This window comes from Amycolatopsis sp. NBC_00438, assembly GCF_036026695.1.
GTDB lineage: Bacteria > Actinomycetota > Actinomycetes > Mycobacteriales > Pseudonocardiaceae > Amycolatopsis.
In genome coordinates this window covers 5,951,216-5,967,983 of record NZ_CP107923.1, presented here as the reverse complement: position 1 = coordinate 5,967,983, position 16,768 = coordinate 5,951,216, and the positions used below count along the sequence as shown (strand labels likewise).

The 16,768-nt window shown below is 72.6% G+C and carries 18 protein-coding genes; 8 read left to right on the top strand and 10 right to left on the bottom strand.

All coding sequences use genetic code 11. The features are described from left to right. Positions 1–89 precede the first annotated feature (89 nt). Entirely contained in the window at positions 90–971 is an 882-nt protein-coding gene (locus OG494_RS26465; protein WP_328443209.1) for a M48 family metalloprotease, read from the top strand. Here OG494_RS26465 and OG494_RS26460 read toward each other — a convergent pair. From OG494_RS26460 to OG494_RS26450, 3 genes are read right to left on the bottom strand one after another with little or no spacing between them, the layout of a single operon-like run. Next, the gene (locus OG494_RS26460) at positions 961–1,914 is read right to left on the bottom strand and encodes an NAD(P)-dependent alcohol dehydrogenase (protein WP_328443208.1); all 954 of its coding nucleotides are present in this window, start codon (positions 1,912–1,914) and stop codon (positions 961–963) included. The two genes, OG494_RS26465 and OG494_RS26460, sit on opposite strands and share 11 nt — an antisense overlap. Continuing rightward, entirely contained in the window at positions 1,911–2,135 is a 225-nt protein-coding gene (locus OG494_RS26455; protein WP_328443207.1) for a helix-turn-helix transcriptional regulator, read from the bottom strand. Before OG494_RS26455 ends, OG494_RS26460 begins: the two co-directional genes overlap by 4 nt. Then, on the bottom strand, positions 2,129–2,599 hold the full coding sequence (locus OG494_RS26450) for a hypothetical protein (RefSeq protein ID WP_442874279.1): 471 nt from the start codon (positions 2,597–2,599) through the stop codon (positions 2,129–2,131). Before OG494_RS26450 ends, OG494_RS26455 begins: the two co-directional genes overlap by 7 nt. An 85-nt stretch (positions 2,600–2,684) precedes the next feature. Here OG494_RS26450 and OG494_RS26445 point away from each other — a divergent pair, with 85 nt between their 5' ends. After that, positions 2,685–3,035: a YciI family protein gene (locus tag OG494_RS26445; protein ID WP_328443205.1), complete on the top strand. Its 351-nt coding sequence runs from the start codon at positions 2,685–2,687 to the stop codon at positions 3,033–3,035. 101 nt (positions 3,036–3,136) lie between these two features. Continuing rightward, positions 3,137–4,345, top strand: coding sequence for an RNA polymerase sigma factor (locus tag OG494_RS26440; protein ID WP_328443204.1), 1,209 nt, complete (start codon positions 3,137–3,139; stop codon positions 4,343–4,345). 115 nt (positions 4,346–4,460) lie between these two features. On the opposite strand, the gene OG494_RS26435 is transcribed toward OG494_RS26440, so the two are convergent. Further along, positions 4,461–5,078, bottom strand: coding sequence for an enoyl-CoA hydratase/isomerase family protein (locus OG494_RS26435; RefSeq protein ID WP_328443203.1), 618 nt, complete (start codon positions 5,076–5,078; stop codon positions 4,461–4,463). Next, positions 5,075–5,668, bottom strand: a complete 594-nt coding sequence (locus OG494_RS26430) for a TetR/AcrR family transcriptional regulator (RefSeq protein ID WP_328443202.1) — start codon at positions 5,666–5,668, stop codon at positions 5,075–5,077. The genes OG494_RS26435 and OG494_RS26430 overlap by 4 nt, the downstream gene beginning before the upstream one ends. Positions 5,669–5,721: 53 nt before the next feature. On the opposite strand from OG494_RS26430, the gene OG494_RS26425 reads away from it, so the two are divergent. After that, positions 5,722–6,075: an arsenate reductase family protein gene (locus tag OG494_RS26425; protein WP_328443201.1), complete on the top strand. Its 354-nt coding sequence runs from the start codon at positions 5,722–5,724 to the stop codon at positions 6,073–6,075. Here OG494_RS26425 and OG494_RS26420 read toward each other — a convergent pair. After that, entirely contained in the window at positions 6,072–7,283 is a 1,212-nt protein-coding gene (locus OG494_RS26420; protein ID WP_328443200.1) for a threonine synthase, read from the bottom strand. The two genes, OG494_RS26425 and OG494_RS26420, sit on opposite strands and share 4 nt — an antisense overlap. 16 nt (positions 7,284–7,299) lie before the next feature. Further along, positions 7,300–7,791, bottom strand: coding sequence for an EXPERA domain-containing protein (locus OG494_RS26415; protein WP_328443199.1), 492 nt, complete (start codon positions 7,789–7,791; stop codon positions 7,300–7,302). A gap of 30 nt (positions 7,792–7,821) precedes the next feature. On the opposite strand from OG494_RS26415, the gene OG494_RS26410 reads away from it, so the two are divergent. Then, complete coding sequence (locus OG494_RS26410) at positions 7,822–8,607, top strand: DUF1295 domain-containing protein (protein WP_328443198.1); 786 nt, start codon at positions 7,822–7,824, stop codon at positions 8,605–8,607. Here OG494_RS26410 and OG494_RS26405 read toward each other — a convergent pair. Further along, positions 8,600–9,859 (bottom strand): cytochrome P450, encoded by a 1,260-nt coding sequence (locus OG494_RS26405; protein WP_328443197.1) that lies wholly within the window; start codon positions 9,857–9,859, stop codon positions 8,600–8,602. The genes OG494_RS26410 and OG494_RS26405 overlap by 8 nt on opposite strands. A gap of 46 nt (positions 9,860–9,905) precedes the next feature. Between OG494_RS26405 and OG494_RS26400 the strand changes: the two genes are divergently transcribed. After that, positions 9,906–10,634: an alpha/beta fold hydrolase gene (locus tag OG494_RS26400; RefSeq protein WP_328443196.1), complete on the top strand. Its 729-nt coding sequence runs from the start codon at positions 9,906–9,908 to the stop codon at positions 10,632–10,634. A 253-nt stretch (positions 10,635–10,887) separates the two neighbouring features. After that, positions 10,888–14,157: a tetratricopeptide repeat protein gene (locus OG494_RS26395; protein ID WP_328443195.1), complete on the top strand. Its 3,270-nt coding sequence runs from the start codon at positions 10,888–10,890 to the stop codon at positions 14,155–14,157. Here OG494_RS26395 and OG494_RS26390 read toward each other — a convergent pair. Continuing rightward, positions 14,091–14,318, bottom strand: coding sequence for a hypothetical protein (locus tag OG494_RS26390; RefSeq protein WP_328443194.1), 228 nt, complete (start codon positions 14,316–14,318; stop codon positions 14,091–14,093). The two genes, OG494_RS26395 and OG494_RS26390, sit on opposite strands and share 67 nt — an antisense overlap. After that, on the bottom strand, positions 14,315–15,115 hold the full coding sequence (locus tag OG494_RS26385) for a methyltransferase (RefSeq protein WP_328443193.1): 801 nt from the start codon (positions 15,113–15,115) through the stop codon (positions 14,315–14,317). Before OG494_RS26385 ends, OG494_RS26390 begins: the two co-directional genes overlap by 4 nt. A 28-nt stretch (positions 15,116–15,143) precedes the next feature. On the opposite strand from OG494_RS26385, the gene pdxR reads away from it, so the two are divergent. Then, positions 15,144–16,604: a MocR-like pyridoxine biosynthesis transcription factor PdxR gene (gene pdxR / locus OG494_RS26380; RefSeq protein WP_328443192.1), complete on the top strand. Its 1,461-nt coding sequence runs from the start codon at positions 15,144–15,146 to the stop codon at positions 16,602–16,604. Positions 16,605–16,768 lie beyond the last annotated feature (164 nt).

Here is a 16,768-nt window from a genome sequence, read left to right as displayed (position 1 = left end):
GCTTCCGGACAGTTCCGCTCGGCCGTTGTGCTTAGCCCGGTGTCACGCCAAGGTGGTCTCGCGGTCAGCCGGGGGACGGGGGAGCGGACATGGGCGAGCGGACCAGGGGGCGGCCGGACCTGTCCGCCGTCCTGAGCATCGTGTTGTCCGTGCCCGTCGTCGCCAGCAGCCTCCTCGTCCTGGCCCTGATCGGGAAACTCGCCTGGCCCGCGTACTTCTGGGTCGTACCCGCCGGGTGGGTGGTCGCCGGCGGGATCACCTTCGTGCCCGCCTTCGAGCACTTCCTGCTGCCGCTGCTGTTCGGGATGCGCTCGCCCACCGCGCGCGAGCTGGCCCGGCTGACGCCGTGCTGGCAGGCGGTCTGCGCGGCCGCGGGCGTCGACGGCGGCAGGTACCGGTTGTGGGTCGAACGCTCCCGCGAGCTGAACGCCTTCGCCGCCGGCGGCCGGACCGTCGCGGTGACGCGGACCGCGCTCGACCTGCCCCCGCCCAGCCTCGAAGCGATCCTGGCGCACGAACTCGGCCACCACCTCGCCGGGCACACGCGGATCTCGCTGCTCATCTGGTGGCTGGAGCTCCCGGCCCGGATCCTGACCCGCCTCGTCCGGCTGCTCGCCCTGGCCGTGCCGTACATCGGACGCGCGTTCGCGGCCTTCGGGCGGTCGGTGGCCGTGCTCGTCACCGTGCTGCTGAGCCTGGGGATCCTCACCGCGCTGGCGTTCCTCGACCCGTGGCTGCTGCTCGCGCCCCTGCTCGGCCCGGTGCTCGCCTGGTCGAGACGGCTCGGCGAGTACCGGGCCGACCTGATGGCGGCGCGGCTGGGCTACGGCCCGGAGCTGATCGCCTTGCTCAAAGAGTGGATCACTCTGCACCGCGGCGACGAGCGGCGGCTGTGGGCCCGGCTGCTGGCCGGGCACCCGGCCCACATCGACCGGATCAAGCGGCTCAAGGAACACGGCGTCAGAGCGTGAGCACGACCTTGCCCGCCGCGTGCCCCTCGCGGACGTGGCCGATCGCGGCGACGGCGTCGGCGAGCGGATAAGTGCGGTCCAGCACCGGGGTGAGGTGACCGGCTTCGATCGTCTCGCGCAGCACTTCGAGGTCCGCGCCGCGGACCGCGGAGACGAGCCCGCGCAGGCGGTGCTTCACGAACGGGTTCAGCAGCGCTGCCCGCAACACCCGCTCGACGCCGCCCAGCCAGCGGCCGCCTTCACCGCCGACGATCACCAGCGTGCCGCGCGGGGTCAGCGCCCGGCGCAGGTGCGTCAACGAGCGCAGGCCCGCGGTGTCCAGGATCAGGTCGTACTGCCGGGAAGTGAAGTCCTCGCGCGTGTAGTCGACGACGTGGTCCGCGCCGAGCGTGCGGACCAGGTCGGCCTTCGCCGTGCTGCACACCGCCGTCACCTCGGCGCCGAAGTGCTTGGCCAGCTGCACCGCGAACGAGCCGACACCGCCGCCCACGCCGATCACGAGGACGCGCTGCGCCGGGCGGACGTCGCGCAGGGCTTGGAGCGCGGTGCAGCCCGAGACCGCGACGGCTGCCGCCTGCCCGAACGACAGCCGATCCGGTTTCGCCGCGACGAGGTGTTCCCGGGCGACGGCGTACTCGGCGAAGGCGCCGTCACACGTGCCGAACACCTCGTCACCCGGCCGGAAGCGCGTGACGCCGTCACCGATCTCCTCGACGGTGCCGGCGAAGTCGAGGCCCCGCACCGGAAGTTTCGGCGCGCGCAGCCCGAAACCCAGCAGTCGCAACAGGTATGGCCGGCCGGTGGTCAGGTGCCAGACGCCCGGGTCGACGCCGGCCGCGTGCACCCGCACGAGGACGTCGCCGGCGCCGGGCACCGGTCTGGCGACGTCCCGGAACCCGAGGACGCCGGGGCTGCCGTAGCGGTCTTGGATGATGGCTTTCACGGGGACTCCTCCGGGTACTGGAACACTTCTTCGAGCGGGACGCCGAACACGTGCGCGATCTGGAACGCCACCTCGAGCGAGGGCGAATAGCGGCCCTGTTCGATCGCGATGACCGTCTGGCGGGTGACGCCGAGCCGGGCGGCGAGCTCGGCCTGGGTCATCTGGCCGTGCGCGAAGCGGAGGGCGCGCAGGGAGTTGATGACACGGGTCGGTTTCACCACGACTGGAAACCCCGGCGGTAGGCGAAGATCCGGGCGACCGACCCGAGGATCGCCGAGAGCGTGAAGCACAGGTAGACGGCGTTGGCGATCCAGAAGTGGGGTGCTTCGGCCATCGCCAGCAGCAGCGCCGCGACGGCGCCGACGACGACGAACGCGTGGCCGACGTACTCGCCGAACCGGCCGATCTCGCGGTCGCGCTGGTCCTTCCCGCCGTCCTTCGAGATCACCGCGGCGAGGATGCCCGCCACGATCGACACGACGATCGACGCGCCGACCGCCCACAGCAGGACGGCGACGTAGGGGACTTCGGCCAGCGGGCGTCCGCCGGCCCTTCCGAGGATCACCACGAGGTAGACCGCGTAGCTCGCTATCGCGGCGATCCCCAGGATCCAAGCTCGCTTCTCTTCGTGCGTCACCTCCTCAAAGTAAAACAAACCGAACATCAAGTCAAAGATTTTTGACATGCGAAAATCTTCGGCGAGGGTGTCCAAGGTGCCGCTGGCCGTTCGTAGTGGTGTCGTACGGCAACCGAGTCACTGGAGGAACACCGTGAAGTACCTGATGCTGATCAACGCCTCGCTCGACGCCGAGGGCCAGGCCAAGGGCGACTGCACGCCCGAGGACTGGATGCTCTACGACAAGTCCCTGAAGGACGCGGGCGTCTACGTCCACGGGAATTCGCTCGCCGACTTCACCACGGCCACCGAGGTTCGCGTCGACGACGGCGGGGAGCGGATCGTCACCGACGGGCCGTTCGCCGAGTCCCGCGAGGTACTGGGCGGCTACTTCGTCGTCGACGTGCCGGACCTCGACGTCGCACTCGACTGGGCGGCGCGCTGCCCGGGCGCCCTCGGCGGCGGGAACATCGTCGTCCGGCCGCTCGCCTCGTACGGGGACTGATGGTGGTGCCGGAGGGAGCGGGCGCGTCGTCTGAGGCTTTCGGGGGTTCCGGGTGGCGGAGCCCCCGGCCCGGGGCGGAGCCCCGGCTGACAATCGAGGCGGTGTTCCGGGAGGAGCGCGGGCTGCTGCTGGCCGCGCTCGTCCGCCGGTTCGGCGATCTTGACCTGGCCGAAGAGGTGACGTCGGAGGCGATCGAGGCCGCGCTGGTGCACTGGCCCGTCGACGGCGTGCCCCCGAAGCCGGGCGCCTGGCTGATGACGACGGCGCGGCGCAAGGCCGTCGACCGGCTGCGCCGCGACCAGGCCTACGCGGCCCGGCTCGCGGTGCTGCAGGTCGAGGCCGACCGCGCGGCGCCCGCCCCGTCACCCGACGGCGAGCTGCCGGACGAGCGGCTCCAGCTGTTCTTCACCTGCGCCCACCCGGCGCTGCCCGCGGAGGACCGCGCGGCGCTGACCCTGCGCTGCCTCGCCGGGCTGACGACGCCGGAGGTGGCGCGCGCGTTCCTGGTGCCCAGCGCGACGATGGGCAAGCGGATCGTGCGGGCGAAGAACAAGATCCGCACGGCCCGGATCCCGTTCCGGGTGCCGGACGCCGCCGAGCTGCCCGGCCGGCTGCCAGGGGTCCTCCAGGTCGTCTACTCGATCTTCACCGAGGGCTATGCGGCGAGTTCGGGCCCGGACCTGCAGCGCCTGGACCTGGCTGAGGAGGCGATCCGGCTGGCCCGGATCCTGCGCCGGCTGCTGCCGGGGGAACGCGAGGTCGCGGGCCTGCTCGCGCTGATGCTGCTGATCCACGCGCGGCGCGACGCCCGGACCGCGGGAGACGGCGCCCTCGTGCTGCTCGACGACCAGGACCGCACGCTCTGGGACCACGCGCTGATCTCGGAAGGCACCTCGCTGGTGGAGGTGGCGTTGACCGGCGGCCCGCCCGGGCTCTACGGCGTCCAGGCGGCGATCGCGGCGCTGCACGACGAGGCGCCTGACGTGGCGGGCACGGACTGGCCGCAGATCGTCGGGCTGTACGACGTCCTGCGCGGGCTGGCGCCGTCCCCGGTGGTCGAGCTGAACCGCGCGGTGGCCGTGGCGATGCGCGACGGCCCGGCCGCCGGCCTGGCCCTGCTCGACGCCCTGGCCGACGACCCCCGCCTGCGGTCCTACGCCCCGTTTCCGGCGGCGCGAGGCGAGCTGCTCAGCCGCCTGGGCCGGCTTGCCGAAGCGGCGTCGGCCTACGAGGACGCCCTCGCCCTGGCGGGCACCGAACCCGAGCGCGCCCACCTGCGCCGCCGCCTCGCCGACTGCCCAAAGCCGTGAATGGCACATTGAGGGACTCAGAGTCCCTCAATGTGCCATTCACGGCTTTCAAGCCGCAGCGAGCGCGCCGGACTGTCGGTGGCCGCCGGTAAGCTGGATATCGGGGGGCGGCGGCCTAAGCCGGGGTGCGCAGGGCCGTGATCGCCGGGGCGAACATCGTCGCCTTGATCGCGCCCAACGTGCCGGAGTCCTTGCCCGCCAAGGCGGTGACACGCTCCGAAGCCACCTTCACCACGTCGCCTTCGGGAGCGGTTTCGTCCACCAGGCCGAGCACGAGGGCGTCCGCGCCGCCGAAGCGGCGTCCGGTGGTCATCGACGCGATCGCCGCCGACGGCGTCAGCTTGCCCTGGATCAGGGCCGCCATCCCGGGCGTGAACGGGATGTTGATGTCCGCCTCCGGGAAGCAGAAGTAGCCCCGGTCGGCGCGCATCACGCGGAAGTCGTGCGCCATGGCGAGCATCGCGCCCGCGCCGAACGCGTGGCCGTTGATCGCGGCGACCGTCGGCACCGGCAGCGTCAGGATCCGGGCGAACAGTTCCTGCACGTCGGCGACGTACTTGCCCGCCTGGTCGCCGTTGGCCAGCAGCCAGTCGAGGTCGAGGCCGTTCGAATAGAACTTGCCGCTGCCGGTGGTCACCAGTACCTCACCCACTTCGTCCAAAGTGGAATGGACGCGCTGCAGCCAGTCCGGCGAGAAGCGGTTTTCGTCGTCACCCAGGTGCAGAACGGTCACGGTCGGTCCTTCTCTCGAGGGGGCACGGTCAGCACGGCCCGCACCGCGGCGGCGAGCCTCTCCCGCACCAGGGGATCGGTGATGTCCCGCCGGAAGAACGCGGTCGGCAGGTCGACGACGCAGGTGGTGATCACCTCGACGGCCAGGCCGTCACCGCGGTCCCACACCAGGCGCGCGAGCCGCACGAGCAGCGCGACCAGGCGTTTGTCCAGCGCGTGCAGGGCGTCCGCCAGTTCGTCGGGCAGTTCGGGCCCGAACAGCCGGTCCGCCTTGACTCGCAGCAGCATCCGGGCCCCGTCGGGGCGTATCGAAACGAACACCGCGGGCGTGTCGGCCGCCGCGACGACCGCTTCCACCGAAGAGGAAGCGGCGTCCACCCGTGCGGTCTGCAGGTCGAGGAACGCGGTCGCCGCGCGCAGCCAGACCCGGGCCAGCAACGCGCTGAGCGAGCCGAAAGCGTGGTAGATCGTCCCGTTCGGCACACCTGCCTCGGCGGCCAGGCCGCGCACGGTGACCTCGCCCGACGAAGCGACGAGCCGTTCGGCGACGTCGAGCAGTTCGTCGAGGTCGTGGACGCGGGGCCGGGGCACGTCTCGACGGTAACAGAACACGTGCTCCAAAACCATCACGGTAGGCTGCACCGGTGGAGATCTGGGTCAACCCGGCGTGCGCGAAGTGCCGGTCAGCGGTGTCGATGCTCGACGAAGCCGGCGCGGAGTACACCGTGCGCCGCTACCTCGACGACCCGCCGACCGCGAAGGAGCTGAAGGCCGTCTTGAAGCGGCTAGGCCTGGAGCCGTGGGACATCACGCGCACCGCCGAGCCGGTCGCGAAGGAACTCGGCCTCAAGACGTGGGGCCGCACCCCGGCCGACCGCACACGCTGGATCGAGGCCCTGGCACAGCACCCGAAGCTGATCCAGCGGCCGATCATCACGGCCGACGACGGCACGACCGTCGTCGCCCGCACCCCCGAAGCGGTGCAGTCGGTCCTTTAAGGGATCGAGCCGGTCTTCGCCAGCAGCGGCACGTCGAGCGGCACCGTCTCCGGGTACTTGATCCCGGCGCCGGTGTTGAGCACGACGACGTCTTCGTCGCCCTGAAGCCAGCCGGACTCGCGAAGGTGCCGCAACGCCGCGAAGCACGCTCCGCCTTCGGGGCAGACGAAGGTGCCTTCGCGCTCGGCGAGTTCCCGTTGCGCCGCAAGCAGTTCCTCGTCGGTGACGGCGACCGCGGTGCCGCCGGTCGCGTAGACGGCGTCGAGCACGAGGAAGTCGCCCAGCGCCTTGGGCACGGTGATGCCGAAGGCGACGGTCCGCGCGTCCGGGAACGGCACGCTCTCCCGGTCACCGCGCGAGAACGCTTCGACGATCGGGGCGCACCCGGTGGCCTGCACCGCGACCAGCTTGGGCAGCGCGCCGGAAACCCAGCCCAGCTCCCGCATCTCCAGCAGGGCCTTGTAGATCCCGATGATGCCGACCCCACCGCCGGTGGGATACAGGATCACCTCGGGCAGCCGCCAGCCGAACTGCTCGGCGATCTCGTAGCCCATCGTCTTCTTGCCCTCGATGCGGTACGGCTCCTTCAGCGTCGAGACTTCCTGCACATCCGGGCGCCGCCGGACCGCCGCGGCGACGAGCTTCCCCGCGTCCCCGATCAGGCCGTCCACCCGGTACAGCTCGGCGCCGGCCGCGACGCACTCGCGCATGGTGATCGACGGCGCGTCGTCCGGCATCGCGATCAGGCTCGTCAGCCCGGCGCGGGCCGCGTATAACGCCCACGCCGCGCCCGCGTTGCCGTTGGTCGGCATCGCGATCCCGCGCACCCCCAGTTCGGCCGCCCGCGAGACGCCGACCGCGGCACCCCGGGCCTTGAACGAGCCGGTCGGCACCAGGCCTTCGTCCTTCATCCACAGCCGGGACAGGCCCAGCTCACGGCCGTAGCGCGGCAGGCGCAGCAACGGCGTCATGCCTTCGCCGAGGCTGACGACGTGCTCGGCCGAGCGCACCGGCAGCACCTCGTGGTAGCGCCACAGCGTCGGTTCGCGCCCGGAGATCTCCTTCGGCGTCACGGCTTCGCGGACGCCGTCGAGGTCGTAGCGCGCGAGCAGCGGCGCGCCGGCCGGGGACACGCCCTGGACGACGTCGGCGTCGAGGCGCTCGCCGGTCCGGGAGCAGTCGAGGTGGCTGAGGAACGAGTACGGCACGGTGTCTCCGGAAGCGTCAGAAGCGGCGGGTGAACGGCTTCGGCGCGCGCATCCGGATCAGCAGCAGGAGCGGCACCAGGACGTAGGGCAGGTTGAACGCGAGGAACTTCGCCGGGTTGCCGGTGCGCATGGCCGGGTCGCCGAAGAACTCGACGCCGAACACGACGACCCCGGTGAGCGTGACGATCATCGTCGCGTAGACCACGGCCGGCAGCTGGATCCAGTTCTTGCCGCCGAGCAGCGCGAACACGAGCACGACGTAGAACGGCATGTAGACGAACGCCGAGAGCCCGGTGACGATCCGCATCCAGTCCGGCGGGTGCATGAACAGCGGGTCGGCGTCGTGGGCGTACCACCAGTTCGAGTTCACGAAGAAGTTGCTCGAAGGCTGCGAGAAGTCGACGCCGACGGTCGGCAGGAGATCGCTGATCAGCGACGTCACGGTGAAGACCGAGAACAGCACCGCGAAGAAGACGTCGATCTTGCGGTCCCGCAACGGCAGGTTCATCCCGCCGATCCTAGGTCCTAAGGTGATCTCATGGACGCGCTGCGGGTCTGCCTGTACGTCTTCGCCGGGGTGACGCTCGGCACGTGGTTGCTGTCGGTGCTGACCAGGGAGTACTCCTGGGTCGACCGGATCTGGTCGATCGTGCCGGTGGCCTACCTGGGCATCTTCGCGGGCGCCGCCGGGTTCGCCGACGCCCGCCTGGACGTGATGTTCGCGCTGGTCCTGGCGTGGGGCGTCCGGCTGACGTTCAACTTCGCCCGGAAGGGTGGTTACGCCCGCGGCGGCGAGGACTACCGGTGGGCGGTGCTGCGGGAGAAGCTCGCGCCCTGGCAGTTCCAGGTGTTCAACTTCTTCTTCATCTCGCTCTACCAGAACGCGATCCTGCTGCTGATCACGCTGCCGGCGATGACGGCTCTGGACCACCAGGGCTCGTTCGGGGTGTGGGACGTCGTCGTCGCGGTGATCTTCGCCGCGTTCCTGGTCGGCGAGACGGTCGCCGACCAGCAGCAGTGGACGTTCCACCGGGAGAAGCACGCGGGCCGCGCGGCGACGCGATTCCGCCAGGACGGCCTGTTCCGGTATTCGCGCCACCCGAACTTCTTCTTCGAGCAGGCCCAGTGGTGGGTGATCGCGGCGTTCGGCGTGGTCGCGACGGGTCTCACGTGGACGGTCCTGGGCGCGATCCTGCTGACGCTGCTGTTCGTCGGCTCGACGCGGTTCACCGAGAGCATCACCCTCGGGCGCTACCCGGAGTACGCGGACTACCAGCGGCGCACGTCGGCGGTAGTGCCGTGGTGGCCCAAGCGCGTCAGCTGACCCAGCGGATCGGCAGGGACTTCAGCCCGTTCTGGAAGTTCGACCGCAGCCGCACCGGCGCACCCGCCAGGGACACCTCGCCCAGCAGGTCCAGCACCGCCGCGAACATCGCCCGCAGCTGCACCCGGGCCAGGTGCGCCCCCAGGCAGAAGTGCGGCCCGTGCCCGAAGGTCAGGTGGTCGTTGGGGGTCCGCGAGACGTCGAACGCGTCCGGATCGTCGAACACCGCCGGATCACGGTTGGCCGACGAGAACCACACCACGACCTTGTCCCCGGCCCGGATGTCCACACCGGACAACGAGACGTCGGAAGTGGCCGTGCGCCTGAAGTTCATCACCGGCGTCCACCACCGGAGCATTTCCTCCACCGCGGACGGCAGCAGCGACCGGTCGGCCAGCAACCGCCGGTACTCCGAAGGGTGCGAGAGCAGCGCCAGCATCCCGCCCGGCAGACCGTTCCGCAGGGTTTCGTTCCCCGCCACGGAAAACAGCCAGAACAGGTTCTCGAACTCGGCCAGCGAGACGCGCCCGCCGTCGTCGCCGACGTGCTGCATCAGGGTGCTCATCACGTCCTCGCCCGGGTGCTCGCGCTTGTACTCGCCGAGGGCGTTCGCGTACGCGTAGAGGTCCGGCATCCCGGCGCGCGTGCGCGGGTCCGGCATCACGCCGTCCGGGCCGGGTGCCGGCCGGACGGCCAGCGCCGCCCGGGCCAGGTCCGTCACCTCCGACGGCGACACGGTCGCGCTGACCGCGTACTCGGCGTCCTGGTAGCCGATCACGCGGTTGCTCCAGTCGTACATCAGCCGCCGGTCCCGCTCCGGCACGCCGAACACCGCGGCCAGCGTGCGCAGCGGCAGGTCGGCGGCGACCTTCGCGAAGTCGCATTCGCCCTGGCCGGCGACGTCCGCGACGAGCTCCCGCGCCGACGTCTCGATCCGCTCGGTCAGCTTCGCGATCGCGCGCGGGGTGAACGCCCTGGTCAGCAGCCCGCGCAGCCGGCCGTGCTCCGGCGGGTCCATGTTGAGCATCATCCGGCGCACGTACGCGAGGTCGGCGCCCGCCGGGTCCCGGATCTGCGTGCCGCCGAGCTGCGAGGAGAACCGCGCCGGGTCGCGCAGCACCGTGCGGACGTCGGCGTGCGCCAGCACGGCCCAGAAGTCGTCGACGCGCACCACCGGCGTCTCGCGCCGCAGCCGCGCCAGCTCGTCGTACGGGACGCCCCGCACGTAGCCGTCCGGATCGGTGATCCCCACGCGCCCGACCCTAGCCGCGCACCGCGCCGTGGGGGAGGCTGCTGCGATGGACACGCTGAACATGCGCACCGGCGGCGAGGGCGACCCGGCCATCCTCTTCCTGCACGGGCTCGGCGCGACCGGCGCCGTGTGGGCCCACCTGACCGAGGCGGTCCCGCGCCGCGTGCTGGTGCCCGACCTGCCCGGCCACGGCTTGTCGGCACCGCTGCCGCACTACAGCTTCGAGACGCTCACGGCCGCCGTCGCGCGGGCGCTGCCGGACCAGGGTCCGCTGGTCGTCGCCGGGCACTCGCTCGGCGGGGTGCTCGCGCTCGAACTCGCGTCCGGCAAGTACGACGTCGAGGTCGCCGGGGTGCTGGCGCTGGGTGTGAAGGTCGAGTGGAGCCAGGACGACCTGGGGCGCGCGGCGTCGTTCGCGGTGCGGCCGCCGCGGGTGTTCGAGACCCAGGCCGACGCCGACCAGGCGTACCTGAAGGTCTCCGGGCTGCTCGGGATCGCGCCCGCCGACCCGGCCGGGCTCCGCGAGACGGAGGGAGGTTGGCGTCTCGCGATGGACCCGGCCGCGTTCGGCGTGGGCGCTCCGGACATGGCTGCCCTGCTCGCCGCGGCGCGGTGCCCGGTCGTGCTGGCGGCGGGCGAGCACGACCCGATGAGCCGTCCGGAGCAGCTGTGCGCACTGGACCCGGACGCGGTCACGCTCGCCGGCCTCGGGCACAACGCCCATGTCGAGGACCCAGCCGCCGTGCGCGCCCTGCTGGCGCGCCTCGGCGTCTGAAGGCCCGGGTGCAGCCGTCGTACCCCACGCGACGGCTGAACCGCGAACCCCTCGCCACCACCGGACCCGCACAGCCTAGAAAGCCCCGGTGGACGATCGGCTGTACTCGTCCCGGACTCGCGATCACCCCGTCGTAACCGCCTGTCACCTGCGGAAACAGAGATCTTCGCCGTTCGGTGGTACAGCCGGGGCGGCACGTTGACGATGCTGGGGCGGTACGTTCGGCGTGAGGGGCACGCGGGGAAGGACGCTTGTGGACGATGGCCTGCCGTTCGCCGGATGGCTGCGCGACGAGCGGGTGCGCGCCGGGCTGACCCAGGCGGAGCTCGCCGAACGCGCCGGGCTGAGCACGCGCGCGATCCGCAACGCCGAGCGCGGCCGCGTCCGGCGGCCCCGGCCGGAGACCGAGCGGCGGCTGCGGGAAGCGCTTGCCGAGGCGCCGCCGGAGCCGGTGCGGATCGACGTCCTCGGGCCGCTGACCGTCCGGTTCGGCGACCGTCCGGTCGAGATCGGTGCGGAGAAGCAGCGCCTGCTGCTCGCGCTGCTGGCCCTGCAGCCGAACCGCACCGTGCGGCGCGAAGACCTCGTCGACGTCATCTGGGACGAGCCGCCGCCGTCCTGCCTGGAGCTGGTCCACACCTACGTCGCGCGGCTGCGGCGGGCGTTGCGGCCGGCCGACCTGATCACCACCGACAAGGGCGGCTACCGGCTGTCCGTCGGCGCCGACGAGCTCGACCTCCTGCGGTTCGAAGCGCTGCTGGAGCGGGCCGAGCGGGAACCCGGAGCCGCCGAAGAGGCCTATCGCGACGCGCTGGCGTTGTGGCGCGGCCCGGCGCTCGCCGACGTCGAACGGCTCCGGCAGCACCCGGTCCGGCTGGCGCTCGCGATGCGGCGGGCCCAGACCGTGCTGGCCTACGCCGGAGCCGCCGCGGCCCACCCCGAGGACGCGGTCGTGCAGCTGCGGGCGCTGACCGCCGAGGAGCCGCTGAACGAGTCGGCGCACGCGCGGCTGATGCTGGCGCTCGCCGCGTCCGGGCGGCAGGCCGCCGCGCTGGGCGTCTTCGACGAGGTCCGGCGGCGCCTGGCCGACGAGCTGGGCATCGAACCCGGCCCGGAGCTGCGCGAGGCCCAGCGCCAGGTGCTGGCGCAGGACTTCGGCGTCCCCGAGCCGCTCGCCGCGGTGCCGGCGCAGCTGCCCGCGGACGTCCACGGGTTCCGCGGCCGCACGGCCCAGCTCGGCGAGCTGGACGAGCTGCTGCAGCGCGGCGAGGCCGACACCGGCGCGCGCATCGCCGTCCTGTCCGGGACGGCGGGCGTCGGCAAGACGGCGCTGGCCGTGCGGTGGGCGCAGCGGGCGCGGGCAGAGTTCCCCGACGGCCAGCTCTACGTCGACCTGCGGGGGTACGGCACGGTCCGGCCGGTGGAGCCGGGCGACGCGCTGTCCGGGTTCCTGCGCGCGCTCGGCGTCGACGGTGCGGACATCCCCGCCGAGCCCGACGAACGGGCCGCGAAGTTCCGCACGGTCCTCAACGGCCGCCGGATGGTGCTGCTGCTGGACAACGCCGGCTCGGCCGGCCAGGTCCGCCCGCTGCTGCCCGGCTCGCCGTCCTGCCTGGTGCTCGTCACCAGCCGGGACGCGCTGCCCGGCCTCGTCGCCCGCGACGGTGCCCGCCGCGTGCTCGTCGACCTGCTGACCACGGCCGAGGCCCGGGACCTGCTGCGCACCCTGGTCGGGCGGCGCGTCGACGACGAGCCGGCCGCCACCTCCGCGCTGATCGGCTACTCGGCCCGGCTGCCGCTGGCGCTGCGGCTGGTCGCGGAACTGGCGCTGAGCCGCCCGGGGGAGCGGCTGGCGGCGCTGGAAGCCGAGCTGGCCGACGAACGGCGGCGCCTGGACCTGCTCGACGGCGGTGGCGACCCGCTGACGGCGGTCCGCGCGGTGTTCTCGTGGTCCTACCGGCACCTGGCGGCCGACGCCGCGCGCGTGTTCCGGCTCTGCGGCCTGCACCCGGGCCGCGACCTGACTCCCGCCGCGATCGCCGCGCTCGCGGAGCTGCCGCTGCCGGAGGCCGAGCGGCTCACCGGCACGCTCGTGCGGGCCCACCTCGCCGAGGAGACCGGCCACGACCGCGTCCAGCTGCACGACCTGCTGCGCGTCTACGCCGCCGAGCTGGCGGCCGAGGAGCCGGGGGAGAGCCACGACGCCGAGGAGCGACTGTTCGACTTCTACGTCCGGTCGGCCGCGCAGGCCATGGACGTCGTCCTGCCGCTGGAACGCCACCTGCGCCCGCAGGTGCCGGACCCGGACGTCAAGGTGCTCGACGCGCCGGCGTGGCTGGAGGCCGAGCGCCGCAACCTGCTGGCCGTCGCCGCGCACGCGACCCGGCACAGCCGGCCGGAGCACCTGCGGCTGCTGTCCGGGATCCTGTGGCACTACCTCGACGTCGGCGGCTACCACGAGGAATCACTGGTGCTGCACACGCACGCGTCGGTGCTGGCCCAGGACTCCGGCGACCGGGCGGCCGAAGCCGACCCGCTGACGCTCATCGCGCTGGGCCACTGGCGGGTCGGCCGGTCGCGGGAAGCCGTGCGGTACCTGGAAGAAGCGCTCGTCATCGTCCGCGAGTCCGGCAACCGGGTCACCGAGATCCACGTGCTCAACACGCTCGGCCTGGCCTGCCGCGCGCTGGGCCGGTTCGCCGAGGGCATCGGCTATTCGACGGACGCCCTGGCGCTGGCCCGGAAATCGGGCGACCGCACCAGCGAGGGCCTGGTGCTGGTGGTGCTCGGCTGCACCTGCCACGGCATCGGCCGGTACGGCGAAGCGGTCGGCTACCTGACCGAAGCCCTGGAACTCGCGCGGGAGATCGCCGACCGCACGAGCGAGGGCTACGCGCTGGTGAACATCGGCGACTCGCTGGCGGCGCTGGGCCGCTACGACGAGGCCGTCGCGTCGATTTCGGCGGGGCTGGAGCACTTTCGCGCGATGGGCGTGCGCGTCAGCGAAGGGTACGCGCTGGGCATCCTCGGCGACATCGAGCACGCGCGCGGCCGGTACGCCGAAGCCGAGACGCACCTGGAGCGGGCGCTGGAACTCGCGCAGGAGACCGGCAGCCCGACCAACCGCTGTGTCGCGCTGAAGCACCTGGGTGACGTCCGGCTGGCGCAAGGCCGGTCCGACGAAGCGGCCCAGCACCTCGAAGAGGCACTGGGCATCGCTCGTGAATGCGGGGACCGCGGCGTGGAATCCCGTGTGCTGAACAGTCTCGGCTTCGTCGCGACCGCGCGCGGTCGCGACGACCAGGCGTTGACCTACCACCGCGAAGCCCTTGCGGCGGCGAAGGAAACGGGCTGCCTGCCGGAGCAGGGCCGGGCCCACCGCGGGCTCGGCGACGTCCACTGTGGACTGAGTGACCCGGACGCCGCGCGCGAACACTGGGAACGCGCGTCGGCTTGTTACGCTGCGGAACGCGTCCCCGGCGCGATCCTGGTCCGGGAACGGCTGGCCCGCGTCGCGGAGTAGTGGCGCTCTTCGGCGACGAGGTCGCCTTCGAGGCGCTGGGCGTCGCGGTCGTACACGTCCACACTGCCGGCCAGCCGGTTGTGCGGGTACGGGCGGCTGCGGTACGCGTGGTCGAGGGCCCAGACGAGGAGTCCGGCGGCGACGAGAACGGCGATGATCATGACGCTCCTCCCGGAGTGCGGGTTGCTGTCGCTTTGTAGAACGCGTAATGGAACGTCCCGTATTCCCTTGTGGTGTCGTAAAGATCGGCTACGCCACGGTCCCAGCCGGCTTTCTTCACGAAGCCGCGCGCGACGGCGTCTTCTTCGACGCCTTCGACCATCGCGATGAAGGTGTCGCGGGTGAACCCGGCGACCAGATCGGGCCGGGACGCGTCGACGTAGACGGTGCGGGGCGCGACGCTGACGCCGTCAAACCCGGCGCCGGCGAGCAGCGGGTAGAGCCGGCGGCCGATGAGCGCGTCACCGCCGGCGTCGGCCTGCAGCTGGACGAGGCAGTCGACGGCGGCTTGGGCGTAGTCGCTGCGCGGGTGGAAGAACGCCGACCCGTGGTCGCCTTCGATCACCGTGATGGTGCCGCCCGGGCGGAGCAGGGTTTTCAGGTGCGCCAACGCTTTCCCGGGTTCGGGAAGGTGTTCGAGCACGAAGCACACGAAGATGTGGTCGAAGGTCTCGTCGACGTCGAACAGGTCGGCCCGCCGCCAGTCGACGTCCTCGCCGACCTTCGCTCTTGCCTGCGTCAGCGACGCTTCCGAGACGTCGATCGCGGTCAGGTGCGCGCCGGGGCTGCGGGCGGCGAGGTGGCCGGTCTGGGCGCCGACGCCGCAGCCGACCTCGAGCACGCGGCTGCCCGCGGGGTAGGCCGTCCCGGCGTGCAGCAGTTCGGCCAGGGTGTCGGCCTGGTCGCCGAGGCGGCGGGCCTCGGGTTCGGCGTATCCGTGCACGTAACTGGTGTCCATATCCCCAGCGTGCTGCCACAATGGCTCGATGGACAGGGCCAAACCGGAGCCGGCGGAGGGGACCATAACCGCGGGCTCGGACTTCCTGCAGCTCGACGTCCGGGCCGCGCCGCCGGGCGGCCTCGCGGACTGGCTCGCCGGGCAGCTGCGGGCCGCGGTCGCCGACGGCCGGCTCCCGGTGGGCGGCCGGCTGCCCGCGTCCCGGGTGCTGGCGGCCGAACTGCGCGTGTCGCGGGGCGTGGTGACCGAGGCCTACCAGCGGCTGATCGACGACGGCCACGCGGCGGGTCGCGGCCGGGCCGGCACCGTCGTCGTGGCGGCGCCGGTGCTCGCGCCCGCGCCGGTGCGGCGGCCGGTGCCCGCGAAGGTCATCACGGCGCTGCCGGGTGCCGACGTCTTCGACGAGGTCCGCGCGACCCCGGCCCGGATCGACCTCACGCCGGGCGTGCCGGACCTGACGGCGTTCCCGCGCGCGGCGTGGCTGCGGGCGGAGCGCGCGGTGCTGGACGAGCTGGAGCCGGCCCACTTCGGCTACGGCGACCCGCGCGGGGCGCCGGCGATGCGGCTGGCGGTGTCGCGCTGGCTGGCGCGCGGCCGCGGCATCCGCGCGGACCCGGGCGAGATCATCGTGGTGTCGGGGGTGGCGCAGGGCCTGACGCTGCTCGGCGAGGTGCTGCGGCAGCGGGGTGTCGACGAGATCGCCGTCGAGGACCCGGGTTCGCTCGGCGCGCGGCAGCACCTGCACCACAACGGCCTGGCGACCCCGCCGATCCCGGTCGACGACGACGGCCTGCGCGTCGACGAGCTGCGGGCGAGCGGCGCGCGGGCGGTGCTGGTGACGCCGGCCCACCAGTTCCCGACGGGCGTGGTCCTGGGCGGCGAGCGCCGCCGCGAGCTGATGCGCTGGGCGGGCGAGGGCGGCCTGGTCGTCGAGGACGACTACGACGCCGAGCACCGCTACGACCGCGCGCCGGTGCCCGCGGTCCGGTCGATGCTGCCGGAGGTCTGTTACACGGGCAGCGTCTCGAAGCTGCTGGCCCCGGCCCTGCGCGTCGGGTGGCTGCTCCCGCCGCCGGAGCTGCGCGAGGACCTCGTCGCGGCCAAGCGGTTCGCCGACCTGGGCAACCCGGTGCTGGCCCAGCTGGTGCTGGCCCGGCTGATGGAGACGGGTGAGCTGGAGCGCCAGCTGCGCTCGGTCCGGGCCCGCCACCGCCGCCGTCGCGACGCGATGATCCGCGCCGTGGCGGCAGCGCTCCCGGCCGCGCGGGTGCACGGCGCGGCGGCGGGCCTGCACCTGACGATCACGTTCGGGCCGGGCTTCGACGACGTCGCGCTGGCTTCGGCGGCGCTGGCCGAGGGGGTGAAGGTCCAGCCGTTGTCGTGGCACCGCCAGCGGCCGGGGCGGCCGGGCCTGGTGCTGGGCTACGCGGCCCGGACGGCGGGGGAGATCACCGACGGCGTGGCCGTGCTGGGCCGTCTTCTCCGTTAGCGCCGGGTTACCGCGACGTCCCTTCGCGGCGACACCTTAAAGAGTCCACAAAGGATATTCACGCTGGTGTGATCATGCTCTCGCAGGCAGATCCGGGGGATGGTTGCCATACGCAACCAAGTTGCTTAGCCTAGCTAAGGGACTTGCGAGCGGAAGGTTTACAC

Excerpts from the sequence above, each read along its gene's own strand:
- OG494_RS26450 (WP_442874279.1), bottom strand. The coding sequence starts at position 2,599 with ATGTCAAAAATCTTTGACTTGATGTTCGGTTTGTTTTACTTTGAGGAG.
- OG494_RS26400 (WP_328443196.1), top strand. The coding sequence starts at position 9,906 with ATGGACACGCTGAACATGCGCACCGGCGGCGAGGGCGACCCGGCCATC.
- OG494_RS26385 (WP_328443193.1), bottom strand. The coding sequence starts at position 15,115 with ATGGACACCAGTTACGTGCACGGATACGCCGAACCCGAGGCCCGCCGC.
- OG494_RS26390 (WP_328443194.1), bottom strand. The coding sequence starts at position 14,318 with ATGATCATCGCCGTTCTCGTCGCCGCCGGACTCCTCGTCTGGGCCCTC.
- OG494_RS26415 (WP_328443199.1), bottom strand. The coding sequence starts at position 7,791 with ATGAACCTGCCGTTGCGGGACCGCAAGATCGACGTCTTCTTCGCGGTG.
- OG494_RS26465 (WP_328443209.1), top strand. The coding sequence starts at position 90 with ATGGGCGAGCGGACCAGGGGGCGGCCGGACCTGTCCGCCGTCCTGAGC.
- pdxR (WP_328443192.1), top strand. The coding sequence starts at position 15,144 with ATGGACAGGGCCAAACCGGAGCCGGCGGAGGGGACCATAACCGCGGGC.
- OG494_RS26410 (WP_328443198.1), top strand. The coding sequence starts at position 7,822 with ATGGACGCGCTGCGGGTCTGCCTGTACGTCTTCGCCGGGGTGACGCTC.